The organism is Nakamurella alba, assembly GCF_009707545.1.
GTDB classification, from domain to species: domain Bacteria; phylum Actinomycetota; class Actinomycetes; order Mycobacteriales; family Nakamurellaceae; genus Nakamurella; species Nakamurella alba.
This window is the reverse complement of sequence record NZ_WLYK01000018.1, coordinates 50,386-63,292: the sequence shown is the minus strand read 5'-3', so window position 1 is coordinate 63,292 and position 12,907 is coordinate 50,386. Positions and strand designations below refer to the sequence as shown.

Below are 12,907 nucleotides of genomic sequence, written 5' to 3'. Positions count from 1 at the left end.
TTCTTCCCTGATGCGCCGCCTACCGGGTGAGCTGACGGATTCGGGCCGGAAGTTGCCCTACCCCCGCGCCGGCCGGACAGCGCCGCACGAAGCGGCACGACGGACGGTGGCGGGGATTCACCCCACGTACCTGGTTCCCCGGCTCGACCCCACCGACCAGGTGATCATGGCGGCGGGCTGTGTCGACTCGGCGGTGACCTCCGGGGCAACCGGACCTGGTTGCCCACTGCCGAAGGTCTCGATCAGATTACGAGAAGGACACGGGAAGGGCCACCCGGCGGAACGGACATTTCGTGCGGACGCATGCACTTCCCCGTCCGGCGTGCGGCGACGTTGCTTCGGTGTGACCGACCTCATGAAGTTTCACGCAGTTTCCTCCCACCCCCGGGACGGCATCGGTGTGACGAGCCGCAGCGGCGGGACCAGGCCGGACTCGGCCAGCACCCCGATGGCGGCACGCTCGTTCTCGTCCCACTCGACCCCCTCCGGCGGGGCACCCAGCAGCACCGTGATGACGCAGCCGGAACAGGCGCGGCCGCGGACCTCGCAGCGATCGCAATCGATGTGCATCTGACCTCCTGGACCTCCCCGCCCGGCGGGTCCGGGTGGATGCGGCCGAGGGTAGGAACGGGCACCGACAGTGCCGGTTCCCGCGCCGTCCGGTCAGGTCAGCAGGGCCAGCAGCACCGGCGCGCCGGCCGTGCGGGCACCCCGCGCGCGGGCACCGTCCATCACCTCGCGGTCCGAACTGATCACCACCACCACCCGGCCGGCCGGTTCGGCCGCGGCGAGGTCGCGCACCACGTCGTCGGCAAGCACCCCGGGCGGCGAGAACAGCACGCGCACACGGCGTCCCGGCATCTGCGGCACGGTGACCGCGGCCCCGTCGAACACCACGGTGACCTCGGCACCGGTGCGCGCAGCCAGCGCCCCGGCGGACCGGACCAGACGTTCCCGCTGCTGCACCAGGGTCAGGTCCGGGTAGCCGGACTTGGTGACGTTGTAGCCGTCGACGATCAGGTGCGCCGCCGGCAGACCGAGCCAGCGCAGCAGCCGCCCGGGATCCGCGGTGGTCTCCGCAGCGGGTGCACCGACACCCAGGTCGCGGCCGACGACATCCGCCGGGTCCGCGCCCCCGCCGAGCAGGTTCCACTCCCGGCGCAGTCCGCCGGCCGCCCCCTCGAGGGTGGTCAGCAGCAGGTCGAGCCGGCGATCGGCGGCGGCCCGGTCGTCCCGGCCCGCCTCCCGGGCGCGGCCCAGCGCCTGCTCCGCGCGGTCCGCGCGGTCGGCGGCCTGCTTCGCCCGCTTCTCCCAGCTGTCGGCCTCGGCGCGGGCGGTCTCCAGTCCGGCGGCGGTCGCCGCGGCGGATGCGGCCAGCTGCTGCTGCAGCGCCGCGACGGTGTCCTCGGCCGTCCGCAGCCGGGTGCCCTGGTCCCGCAGGCGCTGCCGCAGCCGGTCCAGTGCCTGCTCCTGGGTCTCGGTGCCGGTCCGCGCCGCCACCAGCCGGTCCCGCTCGGCGGAGACGGCCGACAGTTCGCGTTCCAACCGGCGCACCCGACGCGGCCACTCGTGCGGATCCCGGCCGGCGGCATCGGTGGTGGCCGGAACCGCGGCCAGCCGCTCGGCCAGATCGGGCAGCTTCTGCAGGTAGGCGCCGGCCGCCAGGTCCACCGGATCGGCCGGGTCGGTGACACCCGCTCCGGCCTGGGCGACCGCGGCCCGGAAGGCGGCGTCGGACTGCAGCGCCTCGGCCAGCGGGACCGCGCCGAGCCGGGCGCGCTTGCCCGGGGTGAACCGGGCGACCCGGGCCAGCGATGCCGGCATCTGCGCGGGCGGCAGCCCGTCGAGCGCCCCGGCGGCCAGCTCCAGCAGCCGACCGCGCACCGCGGCGGGCAGCGCCGTCAGCTCGGGCAGGTCGGCCGGTTCCATGCCGACGATTCAACACGTCCGGCGGCCGTCCGGGTGCACTGTCGGTGCCCTCCCCTACCGTCCGCCCCGTGAGTCCCATCAGTCCCGTCCGTGACATCGAGGTCCAGGCCTCGTTCGACGAGCTCGACGACCCGTTGCGCGAGATCACCTTCGTGGTGGTCGATCTGGAGACGACGGGCGGTTCCGCGGTGACCGAGATGATCACCGAGATCGGCGCCGTCAAGGTGCGCGGCGGCGAGGTGCTGGGCGAGTTCGCCACCCTGGTCGACCCCGGCCGGGCGATCCCGCCGCAGATCACCATGCTCACCGGCATCTCCGACGCGATGGTGATGGATGCGCCGCGGATCGACGCCGTGCTGCCGGCGTTCCTCGAGTTCACCCGCGGCACCGTGCTGGTCGCGCACAACGCCCGGTTCGACATCGGCTTCCTGAAGGCGGCGTGCGCCCGCCAGGGGCTGCCCTGGCCCGGCAACGCCGTGCTGGACACGGTGCTGCTGGCCCGGCGCGCGCTGTCGAAGGACGAGGCGCCGAGCCTGCGGCTGGGAGCGCTGGCCCGGCTGTTCGGCGCCCGGACCACACCCGACCACCGGGCGTTGCACGACGCGCGGGCCACGGTGGACGTGCTGCACGCGCTGTTCGAGCGGCTCGGCGGCCTCGGCGTGCAGAGCCTGGCCGAACTGCAGGAGCTGGGCCGGGACGTCCGACCGGCCCAGCGCCGCAAACGGCACCTCGCCGACCACCTGCCGCAGGCCCCCGGGGTCTACCTGTTCCGCGGGCCCTCGGACGAGGTGCTCTACGTCGGCACGTCGAAGAACCTGCGGCGCCGGGTGCGGTCGTACTTCGGCGCCGGTGAGCTGCGTGGCCGGATCAAGCAGATGCTGACGCTGGCCGTCCGGGTCGACCATGTGGTGTGTGCGCACGGATTGGAGGCGAACGTCCGCGAGCAGCGGCTGATCGCCGCCCACCTGCCGCCGTACAACAAGCGCTCCCGGATGCCCGACAAGGTGAGCTGGGTGGTACTGACCCGGGAGACGTTCCCCCGGCTCTCCGTGGTCTCCACCCCGCCGCTGGTGGAGTCGGTGTGCCTCGGGCCGTTCGGCACCCGGCAGGCCGCGCAGAACGCCGTCGAGGCGCTGCAGGAGGTGGTCCGGATCCGGCGCTGCTCGGTCCGGCTGTCGCGCACCCCGAAGGGCACCCCGTGCGCGCTGGCCGAGCTGGACAAGTGCGGCGCGCCGTGCGCCGGGCGGGAGTCCGCGGAGGACTACGCCGGCCACCCGACGCGGATCGCCGACCTGGTGCGCGGCAGCTCCGACGAGGTGCTGGCCCGGCTGCGGGAGGAACTCGAGAGGCTGTCCGGGCAGGGACGTTTCGACCAGGCGGCACGGGTGCGGGACCGGCTGGCCGCCCTGGTCGACGCCGTCGACCGGCGACAGCGGCTCGGCGCCTTCGCCGCGATCGAGGAGATGGTGGCCGCGCAGCCGGACGGGCACGGCGGCTGGGACCTGGTGGTGATCCGGTTCGGCCGGCTGGTCGCGTCCGGCCGGGCCCGCCGCGGGATCGACCCGATGCCGGTGGTCGACCTGCTGCAGGCCTCGGCCGAAACCGCGTTGCCGGGCAACGGTCCGCTGCCCGGCGCCTCCGCCGAGGAGACCACCACCCTGTTGCGCTGGGTGGAGACCCCGGGCACCCGGCTGGTCCGCACCACCGCGCCCTGGTCCAGCCCGGCCCGGGCCGCCGGCCGGTGGCGGCCGTTCGCCGCCGCCGCGCACCTGGCGCGCAGCGACCTGCTGCGCCGGCCCTGGAGCTGAACTGCCCTGGAGCTGGACTACGCGCGCACCGCCGTGACCACGATGTTGTCGAGGTAGCTGCCGGCCGCCCGGTCGAACTCGCCGCCGCAGGTGACCAGGCGCAGCGTGTCGGTCGGGGTGGCACCGTAGACGGCGAAGGTCGGGAAGTCGTCCTTCGGGTACCGGTCGACGGCGGTGACCGTGTAGGTCGCGGTGCGCCCGTCCTGCAGGCCCACCGCCACGCTGTCACCGACCGCGGTGTCCCGGAGCCGGAAGAACACCGCCGGCCCGTCAAGGGAATCCACGTGCCCGAGGATCACCGTCGGCAGCCCGAACTGCCCCGGCCGGCCGCCGGTGGCGAACCAGCCCGCCCGCGAGTAGTCCTCCGGTGTCTGCGCCGTGCCGTCCGCCGCGATCCCGAGATCGATGAGCTGCTCGTCGATCCCGATGGACGGGACGGACACGGACACCGGGATCCCGGGCTGGGACGTGGGGGTGGTGGGCGTTGGCGTCGGGGTGGTCGGGGTCGGGATCGGCGTCGGGGAGGGCTTGGGAGCGGACGACGGGCTCGGGGACCGCGTGATGGTCGAGGATGTCGTCGCCTCGGGTGTTGTTGCTGTGAACGTGGTGCCGGTGGTCACTGCGGTCGCTGCAGTGTCGGCCGTCCCGGCGCACCCCGCGAGCGTCAGGAGGGCGGCGACGAGCAGCACCGCCCCGACGGGCCGGCGGGGGCCGGTCCGTCGGGGCGGCACGTCGGTGCGGCGCAGGGTCACTTGCCGGCGACGGCCTGTCGGCGGACCAGCACGGCGACACCGGCCATCAGCGCCAGGCCACCGGCCAGCGGGAGCGCCGGGAAGCCGCTCTCGTCGACCGCGGCATCGGCGACAGCCGTGCCACCGGCGCCGGTCTCGACGCCGCCCACCGGCACCGCGACCAACTGGCCGCGGACCGCGCCGGCCGGGTTGGCGGCCGTGTGGGTGTCGGTGAAGAACGCGGCCGGATCCGCCTCGATCTGCTTCAGGCTGAAGCCGTCACCGGTGTCGGCGCCGGTCGCCGCGTCCTTGACGCCGGTGGTGAACGGCGCCTGCATGCAGCCCTCGCTGCGGAACGAGCCGTCGGCCTGCTCGACCGGGTTCGGGAACGCCAGCCGCGGCGGGCCGGCCGAGCCGGCGTTGCCCTGGTGGATGTGCGTCGCCGTCCGGGCCGGGCTCTGGTACGGCGTCGTGATACCGGTGACGGTGATGTCGTAGCAGACGATCTCGAGATCGCTGTTGATCCGATAGTTGAAGGTCCCCATCGCGCCGGCAGTGCCCGGGGTGGGCACGTTGTCGGCGTTCACGACCATGTCGGGGGTGGCCATCGCGGTGAAGGCCGAGGTGAAGGTGGCCGGCGCGGCCACCTCCTCGTCGGCCGCGGCGGCGCTGCCGACCGGCCCGAACAGCAACGCACCGGCCGCGACCATCGCCGCTGCTGCTCCGAGCCGGGTCACTCGCTTCGTGGACATCTGCACTCCTCCTGCTGGCGAACGGTTGTCACCAGTGGATACGGGCGCCGCGCCCGGATGTTCAGATGTTCCTCAACTTTCGTGAGAAATGCTGTACCGCTCGGTCTTTCATACAACAGGCACGGTCAGAAGGTCGAGGTGAGCACCACGGCACCCTCGGCCGAGAGCACCTCGAAACCGGCCGCATCCGGCCGCAGCACCGCCGAGTTCAGGTTGCACTCCATCGAGTTCGACCCGGTCCCGACGAACTCGCCGGCCGGGGACCGGTCGCCGTCGGTGGTGACGATGCGCACCCGGTAGGCCTCCCCCGGCACGAAACCGGTCGCCGTCAGCTGGATCTCCACGCCCCAGGTGTGGTTGATCAGCTCGGCGGAGGCGTTCAGCGACGCCTGGTCGACCTGGACCGCGACCGGCTCGGTCGGCGGACCGGCCACCACCTCCGGCTGCGGCCGCAGTACCCAGCCCAGCACGCCGCCGACCAGCAGCACCGCCACCGCCGCGGCCAGCAGCAGCGGCGTCCGTGACCGGCGCGGTGACGACGTCTCCCGGCCGAGTTCCAGCACCGACTCGCGCAGCTCCGGTGGCGGGGCCGGTAGCGCCTCGATCCGGTTGACATCGACGAGGTCGAGGGCACGCACGGTGCCGCGGAGCTCGGCCAGCTCGGCCCGGCACTCCGGGCAGCCGTCGAGATGCGCTTCCACCGCAGCCGTCTCGACGGCGTCGGCCCGGCCGGTCGCGTACCAGGCGAGCAGTTCACGCAGCTCGCGGTGCGAGGAATCGTTCACAGCTCCACGCCCATCTCGTCCATGGCCACCCTCAGCGCCTTCAACCCGTAGAACAACCTGCTCCGGAGCGTCCCGGGCGGGACCCCTTGTTCTGCGGCCACCTCGGTCGGCGGCCGGCCGCGGAGGTGCAGCTCGACCACCGCGGTGCGGTGCTCCGGGCTGATCCGGCGCAGCGCCTCCTCGACGATCCACCGGTCCATCACCTGGTCGTCGATCCGGGGAGCGGCGGCGACGTTGTCGTGCTCGCGGTCGGGCGCGGCCAGGGTGCGCTGCCAGGGCCGGACCCCGGCGCGCCGGGCCTCGTCGATGACCACGTTGCGGGCGATCGCGAACAGCCACACCCGCAGGCTGGCCAGCTCGGGGTCGAACGAGGACGAGGAGCGCCATGCCCGCAGGAACACCTCCTGGACCACGTCCTGCGCACCACCCTCGTCACCGAGCTGACGCAGCGCGAAGCGGTACAGCTCGGGACCGTGCGCGTCGTAGGCGACCCGCAGGTCCGACTCGTCCTCGAGCCGCGGGCCGTCGGACGTACCGCCGACCCGCCTCAACACACCTCTTCGCCGCATCCGACCTCCGGTTCGCAGGGACGTTCGCGGTGACTACGGCGCCCGGCCCGCTCCTGTTCAACCGTCCTGTCCCCTGCTGGATACCCTGCAGCGGCACAACAACCCGCGAAGGAGCCGCCCCATGGTCACCGCCATCGTGCTGATCGACGTCGAGGCCGACCGGATCCAGGAAGCGGCCCAGGCGATCGCCGACCTGCCGGGCGTGGACCAGGTGTGGTCCTGCGCCGGGGACGTCGACCTGATCGCGATCACCTCCGCCGCCGGTCACGAGGAGATCGCGGCGCTGGTGCCGGGCCACATCTCGAAGGTGGACGGCGTGATCCGCACCGTCACCCACATCGCGTTCCGGTCCTACTCCGGCCGGGACACCGACGACGCCTTCTCGATCGGCTCCTGACCCCGGGCCGGCTCAGGCCAGTGTGACGGCCAGCTCCGACCACCGGGACACCAGGCGCTCGCAGCGGCCGTCGTCCAGAGCCTCGGCCGCCCGGCTCACCCCGGCGGCGAGGTCGGCGGCCAGATCGCCGGTGAGCCCGGCGTGCGCAGCCAGCGCCGCGGCGGCGTTGAGCACCACGGCGTCCCGCACCGGTCCGGTGGCGCCGGCGAACAGTTCCCGGGCCACCCCCAGGTTCACCGACACGTCGCCGCCGCGCAGGTCCTCGATCCCGGCCCGGGCGATGCCCAGGTCCACCGGATCCAGCGTCTGCGCCGTCACCGCGCCGTCGCGGACCACCCACACCGTCGAGGTGGTGGTCGTGGTCAGCTCGTCCAGCCCGTCGTCGCCGCGGAACAGCAGCACCTGCGCGCCGCGCCGGGCGAACACCTCGGCCATCACCGGGGCCATCGCGGCGTTCCCGCAGCCGATCGCGCTGGCGCCCGGCTGCGCCGGGTTGGTCAGCGGGCCGAGGAAGTTGAAGAAAGTCGGGACGCCCAGCTCCCGCCGCGGCGGTCCGGCGTGCCGGAACGACGGGTGGAAGACCGGTGCGAAGCAGAAGCCGATGCCCAGCTCGCGGACCGTCGCGGCGACGCCGTCAGCCCCCAGGGTCAGCGGGATGCCCAGTGCCTCGACCAGGTCGGCGGACCCGCACTTGCTGGAGGCGGCGCGGTTGCCGTGCTTGACCACCACGGCACCGGCTGCTGCGACCACCACGGCCGCCATCGTCGAGATGTTGACGGTGTTGGACCGGTCGCCGCCGGTGCCGACGATGTCCACGGCAGCGACGCCTGCGTCGATCGGCACCCGGACGGCGTGGGCCAGCATCGAGGCCGCGAACCCGGCGATCTCCTCCGGCGTCTCGCCCTTGCACCGCAGCGCGACCGCAACACCGGCGATCTGGGCCGGGGTGGCCTCGCCCGTCATCACCCGGTCCATCACCCAGGAGGTGTCGGACGCGGGGAGGTCCTCGTTCTTGAGCAGCCGGGTCAGCAGACCGGGCCAGGTGGGTGCGCCGGGATCGGTCCCGGTCACGAGCCGAGTCGCTGGGGCAGCCGGCGGAGCACGTCCGCCACGGCGGCGGCCGCGGTCACCGGGTCCAGCGGGTGGACCAGGATCTCGTCCACCCGGGCCCAGGTGGCCAACCAGCGATCGGCGGCCCGCCGGACGGTGAGCACGATCGGCGGCACCTGCGCCGGGTCGCGGGTCTCCATGTGCACCTGCCGGGCGATCCCCATGCCACCCGTCGGCTGCGCCTCGCCGTCCAGGATCAGCACGTCCGCCGCGCGGTCCTCGACCGCGGCGAGCACCTCGGCGACGGTGCCGGCCTCGAGGAAGTCGATCCGCCCCACGTCGGCCGCCGGACGCCGGCCGACGGCGGTGACGATCGCGTCGCGGACCTCGGGACGGTGGCTGTAGACCAGGACGACCGGGTTGCTCATGACCTTGATCGTAGGGCCGCACCCCCGGACCCGCTCCGGGCGGCCGTCACGGCGCGCCGAAGGCCCCGGTTTCGACAAATTGTCGAAGATTTTTTCGAGCCGTGACCTGCACAGATGGTTCCCATGTGATCGCGATCCGGATCACAGGGGCAACCCGCAGGGACACGGGCCACCTCGGCGGTCCATAATCCTTCCGTGACGACTGCGACCGACCGATCGGGTCCCCCCGCCTTCAGCTCGCGGATCCACACGCTGAACCGGCCGAACATGGTCAGCGTCGGCGTGGTGGTCTGGCTGGCCAGCGAGTTGATGTTCTTCGCCGGCCTGTTCGGCATCTACTTCACCGCCCGCGCGACCAATGCCACCGGCAGCTGGCCGCCGCCGGACACCGTGCTCAACGTCCCCTACGCGTTGACCTTCACGATCATCCTGGTGGCCTCGTCCTTCACCTGCCAGTGGGGCGTGTTCGCCGCCGAGCGCGGAGACGTCTTCGGTCTCCGCCGCTGGTACCTGATCACCCTGGTGATGGGCGCGATCTTCGTCGGCGGCCAGGCCTTCGAGTACCTGCACCTGGTCGAGGAGGGCACCACGCTCTCGTCCTCGGCCTACGGCACGGTCTTCTACCTGACCACCGGCTTCCACGGCCTGCACGTCATCGGCGGGTTGATCGGGTTCGTCATCCTGATCGCCCGCACCAAGATGTCGAAGTTCACCCCGGCCCAGGCCACCAGCGCCATCGTCGTGTCGTACTACTGGCACTTCGTCGACGTCGTGTGGATCGGCCTGTTCCTGACCATCTACGTCATCAGATAGCCGCATCCGCTCCGCCAGCCGCAGCAGTACCAGTTCCAGCAGCAGTACCAGTTCCAGCCGCCGCGATCCGATCACGAGGTGTCCTGCATGAGCGCCCGACCAGCGCGAAACTTCTTCCGGCCCCGTCGCCGTTCCAAGGCGATGCGCCGGATCACCGGCGGTCTGGCGCTGCTCTTCGCGCTCACCGCGATGGGCTTCGCCTACGCCGCCGTCGCCCCGCAGCCGGAGGCGGCCGCTGCCGCTTCCGTCGACGCAGAGACCATCGCCAAGGGCAAGCAGCTGTACGACAGCTCCTGCATCACCTGCCACGGCGCGAACCTGCAGGGCGTGCTGGACCGCGGCCCGTCGCTGATCGGTGTCGGCTCGGCGGCCGTGTACTTCCAGGTCGCCACCGGCCGCATGCCGGCCGTGGAGAACGCGGCGCAGATGCCGCGCAAGGAGCCGTTCTTCGACGAGACCGAGATCGCGGCGATCGAGGCGTACGTGCAGAGCCTGGGCGGCGGCCCCGAGCTGCCGACCGAGGAGGCCGCGCTGATCGACACCGCCGAGGTCTCCAAGGGCGGCGAGCTGTACCGGCTGAACTGCGCCTCGTGCCACAACTTCACCGGCCAGGGCGGCGCGCTGTCGCAGGGCAAGTACGCCCCGAACCTGGACCAGGCCACCGACAAGGAGATCTACGCGGCCATGCTCTCCGGCCCGGAGAACATGCCCAAGTTCGGTGACGCCCAGCTGACCCCGGAGGAGAAGGCGGCCATCGTCGCCTTCGTCCAGAACAACAAGGCCACCGTCGATCCGGGCGGGTACGCCCTCGGCGGCTTCGGCCCCGCCCCCGAAGGTCTGGTCGCCTTCCTGGTGGGTATGGGTGCCATCGTGGCCCTGACGCTGTGGATGGGATCCCGGGCATGAGCGCGAACGACGTCCCGGAGATCACCGAGGAGGAGTTCGCCCGGATGACCCGGGAGGAGAAGGCGCGTCACGGCGCCGCCCTCGACGGTGTCGATCTGGTCGAGTACGGCGAGCGGTACGTCCCGGGCTCCCCCGCGGACAAGCACGCCGAGCGTTCCGTCGCGAAGTGGTTCCTGCTGACCGCGCTGTTCGGTGCCGCCTTCGTGGTGATCTTCATCGTCTGGCCGGCCGGCTACAAGGACGCCTACTCGGGCGACGACCAGATCATCTACGCGCTCTACACGCCGCTCATCGGCCTCACCCTGGGTCTGGCCCTGCTCTGCTTCGGCATCGGCATCATCGCGCTGGCGAAGAAGATCGCCCCGCACGAGGTCGCCGTGCAGCAGCGGCACCAGGGCATGTCCGACGAGGTCTCCCGGCAGACGCTGGGCGCCGAGGTCATGGACACCGTCGACAAGATGGGCATGGTCAAGCGCCGCTCGGCGATCAAGGGCTCGCTCGCCCTCGCCGGTGGCGTGGTCGGCATCGCCGCCGCCGTGCCGATCCTCGGCGGCCTGATCAAGAACCCGTGGGAGAAGGGCGACCAGTCCGATCTCTGGGTCACCCCGTGGGCGCCCGCCGCCGACGGCACGAAGGTCCGGATGGCCCAGGTGGACGGCACCCCGGTGCGCCCCGAGGACATCCCGGCCGGCTCGCTCACCACCGTCTTCCCCGGTGTCCCCGGAGGCGCGAAGGCCTCCGACGCCGCGGTGATGTTGTTCCGCCTCCGCTCCGACGCCACGGTGATGATCCGTGACGGCCAGGACGGATTCGAGTACGGCGACATCTACGCCTACTCGAAGATCTGCACGCACGTCGGCTGCCCGGTCTCGCTGTACGAACAGCAGACCGGTCGGATCCTGTGCCCGTGCCACCAGTCCCAGTTCGACGTGTTCGACGGTGCCCGCCCGGTCTTCGGACCGGCCACCCGCCCGCTGCCGCAGCTGCACATCGGAATCGACGACGAGGGGTACCTCATCGCCGAGAGCGACTTCATCGAGCCGGTCGGCCCCGGCTTCTGGGAGTCCAACCAGGGCAGCCGTCCGTGGGGTTCGCACCCGAAAGGATCGGAGTCATGAGCCGTCTCACGACCCGCACCACGAAGAAGTCCGGCGGCCTGGTGCAGACCGCACTGGACGGCGCGGACATCCGGTACCACGGCGCCCGCCCGCTGCGGACCGCCATGAACAAGGTCTTCCCGACGCACTGGTCGTTCATGCTGGGCGAGGCCGCGATCTACTCGTTCATCATCCTGCTGCTGTCCGGTGTGTACCTGACGCTGTTCTTCGACGCGTCCATGGGCGAGACCGTCTACCAGGGTGTGTACGACAAGCTGCGCGGCGTCCCGATGTCCCGGGCGTTCGAGTCCTCGCTGAACATCTCGTTCGAGGTGCGCGGCGGCCTGCTGGTCCGGCAGATCCACCACTGGGCGGCGCTGATCTTCCTCGCGTCGATGATGCTGCACATGATGCGCATCTTTTTCACGGGTGCGTTCCGCAAGCCGCGTGAGGCGAACTGGGTCATCGGCGTCCTGCTGCTGGTGCTGGGCATGGCCGAGGGCTTCCTCGGCTACTCCCTGCCGGACGACCTGCTCTCCGGCACGGGCCTGCGGGCGGTGTCGGCGTTCATCCTGTCGATCCCGGTCATCGGCACCTGGGCGCACTGGGCGGTGTTCGGCGGTGACTACCCCGGCGAGATCGTCATCGGCCGGTTCTACTCGCTGCACATCCTGCTGATCCCGGGCATCATCCTGGCGCTGATCGCCGTGCACGTCGGTCTCGTCTGGTTCCAGAAGCACACCCAGTTCCCCGGGCCGCGCGCCACGGAGAACAACGTCGTCGGCGTCCGGGTCCTCCCGACCTTCGCCGCGAAGGGGGGTGGCTTCCTCTTCGTCGTCGTCGGCATCATCGTCCTGCTCTCCGGGTTGTTCCAGATCAACCCCATCTGGAATCTCGGGCCGTACAACCCGTCACAGGTGTCGGCCGGCGTCCAACCCGACTTCTACATGGGCTTCCTCGACGGCATGGTCCGAATATGGCCGGACTGGGAGATCCGGAACCTGTTCGGGCACTACATGGTGCCGGCGGTGTTCTTCCCCGCGATCGGCGGCGCCACGGTGCTGATGATCCTGGTGATCTCGTATCCGTGGATCGAGAAGAAGTTCACCAAGGACAACGCGATGCACAACCTGCTGCAGCGCCCGCGCGACGTGCCGGTCCGCACCTCGCTGGGTGTCGCGTTCCTGTCCTTCTACATCCTCAACCTGATCAACGGCGCGAACGACCTCTTCGCCTTCAAGCTGGACATCTCGCTCAACGTGATGACCTGGGTCGGCCGTATCGGATCGATCGTGCTGCCGGTGCTCTGCTACGTCATCACCTACCGGTTGTGCCTGGGCCTGCAGCACGCGGACCGCGCGGTGCTGGAGCACGGCGTGGAGACCGGCATCATCCGGCGCCTCCCGCACGGCGAGTTCATCGAGATCCACCAGCCGCTCGGCCCGGTGGACAGCCACGGCCACCCGATCCCGCTCGCCTACCAGGGCGCTCCGGTGCCCAAGCGGATGAACCAGCTCGGCTCCGCCGGACTGGCCCGCCGCGGCATGATCTCCCCGAAGGACACCACCGGGCAGATCCACCACGAGGAGATCGGTTCGGACTCGGAGATCACCGGGGCCGGACAGCAGTAGCTCCCGCGCAT

At 71.5% G+C, this 12,907-nt stretch carries 14 protein-coding genes and 1 riboswitch; of the genes, 6 read left to right on the top strand and 8 right to left on the bottom strand.

Features of this window, described 5'->3' with window-relative positions; translation table 11 throughout:
* A riboswitch (cyclic di-AMP (ydaO/yuaA leader) is annotated at window positions 1–173 on the bottom strand.
* A gap of 190 nt (window positions 174–363) precedes the next feature.
* On the bottom strand, window positions 364–570 hold the full coding sequence (locus GIS00_RS25855) for a hypothetical protein (protein WP_154771345.1): 207 nt from the start codon (window positions 568–570) through the stop codon (window positions 364–366).
* 93 nt (window positions 571–663) lie between these two features.
* The gene (locus tag GIS00_RS25850; RefSeq protein ID WP_154771344.1) at window positions 664–1,929 is read right to left on the bottom strand and encodes an NYN domain-containing protein; all 1,266 of its coding nucleotides are present in this window, start codon (window positions 1,927–1,929) and stop codon (window positions 664–666) included.
* Between the two features lie 68 nt (window positions 1,930–1,997).
* Here GIS00_RS25850 and GIS00_RS25845 point away from each other — a divergent pair, with 68 nt between their 5' ends.
* Complete coding sequence (locus tag GIS00_RS25845) at window positions 1,998–3,737, top strand: DEDD exonuclease domain-containing protein (RefSeq protein ID WP_322098457.1); 1,740 nt, start codon at window positions 1,998–2,000, stop codon at window positions 3,735–3,737.
* 17 nt (window positions 3,738–3,754) lie between these two features.
* On the opposite strand, the gene GIS00_RS25840 is transcribed toward GIS00_RS25845, so the two are convergent.
* From GIS00_RS25840 to GIS00_RS25825, 4 genes are all read right to left on the bottom strand, one after another.
* Entirely contained in the window at window positions 3,755–4,180 is a 426-nt protein-coding gene (locus GIS00_RS25840; protein WP_322098456.1) for a class F sortase, read from the bottom strand.
* A 305-nt stretch (window positions 4,181–4,485) separates the two neighbouring features.
* Window positions 4,486–5,220, bottom strand: a complete 735-nt coding sequence (locus tag GIS00_RS25835) for a CHRD domain-containing protein (RefSeq protein WP_154771342.1) — start codon at window positions 5,218–5,220, stop codon at window positions 4,486–4,488.
* Between the two features lie 125 nt (window positions 5,221–5,345).
* Entirely contained in the window at window positions 5,346–6,005 is a 660-nt protein-coding gene (locus GIS00_RS25830; protein ID WP_322098455.1) for an anti-sigma factor family protein, read from the bottom strand.
* A complete protein-coding gene (locus tag GIS00_RS25825) occupies window positions 6,002–6,559 on the bottom strand; it encodes a sigma-70 family RNA polymerase sigma factor (RefSeq protein WP_407666929.1) in 558 nt (185 codons plus the stop codon). Before GIS00_RS25825 ends, GIS00_RS25830 begins: the two co-directional genes overlap by 4 nt.
* 136 nt (window positions 6,560–6,695) lie before the next feature.
* On the opposite strand from GIS00_RS25825, the gene GIS00_RS25820 reads away from it, so the two are divergent.
* A complete protein-coding gene (locus tag GIS00_RS25820) occupies window positions 6,696–6,971 on the top strand; it encodes an Lrp/AsnC family transcriptional regulator (RefSeq protein ID WP_154771340.1) in 276 nt (91 codons plus the stop codon).
* Window positions 6,972–6,983: 12 nt separating this feature from the next.
* Here the strand turns inward: GIS00_RS25820 and trpD are convergent, their stop codons facing one another.
* Window positions 6,984–8,042 (bottom strand): anthranilate phosphoribosyltransferase, encoded by a 1,059-nt coding sequence (trpD, locus tag GIS00_RS25815; RefSeq protein ID WP_322098454.1) that lies wholly within the window; start codon window positions 8,040–8,042, stop codon window positions 6,984–6,986.
* Window positions 8,039–8,449, bottom strand: coding sequence for a hypothetical protein (locus tag GIS00_RS25810; protein ID WP_154771339.1), 411 nt, complete (start codon window positions 8,447–8,449; stop codon window positions 8,039–8,041). The genes trpD and GIS00_RS25810 overlap by 4 nt, the downstream gene beginning before the upstream one ends.
* A 195-nt stretch (window positions 8,450–8,644) precedes the next feature.
* Between GIS00_RS25810 and ctaE the strand changes: the two genes are divergently transcribed.
* The 4 genes from ctaE to qcrB all read left to right on the top strand — a co-directional run bounded on the left by ctaE (window position 8,645) and on the right by qcrB (window position 12,896).
* Window positions 8,645–9,262, top strand: coding sequence for an aa3-type cytochrome oxidase subunit III (gene ctaE, locus GIS00_RS25805; RefSeq protein ID WP_322098453.1), 618 nt, complete (start codon window positions 8,645–8,647; stop codon window positions 9,260–9,262).
* An 87-nt stretch (window positions 9,263–9,349) separates the two neighbouring features.
* The gene (gene qcrC, locus GIS00_RS25800; RefSeq protein WP_196073473.1) at window positions 9,350–10,168 is read left to right on the top strand and encodes a cytochrome bc1 complex diheme cytochrome c subunit; all 819 of its coding nucleotides are present in this window, start codon (window positions 9,350–9,352) and stop codon (window positions 10,166–10,168) included.
* A complete protein-coding gene (qcrA, locus tag GIS00_RS25795) occupies window positions 10,165–11,286 on the top strand; it encodes a cytochrome bc1 complex Rieske iron-sulfur subunit (protein ID WP_154771338.1) in 1,122 nt (373 codons plus the stop codon). Before qcrC ends, qcrA begins: the two co-directional genes overlap by 4 nt.
* The gene (qcrB, locus tag GIS00_RS25790; protein ID WP_154771337.1) at window positions 11,283–12,896 is read left to right on the top strand and encodes a cytochrome bc1 complex cytochrome b subunit; all 1,614 of its coding nucleotides are present in this window, start codon (window positions 11,283–11,285) and stop codon (window positions 12,894–12,896) included. Before qcrA ends, qcrB begins: the two co-directional genes overlap by 4 nt.
* The last annotated feature ends 11 nt before the right edge of the window (window positions 12,897–12,907 follow it).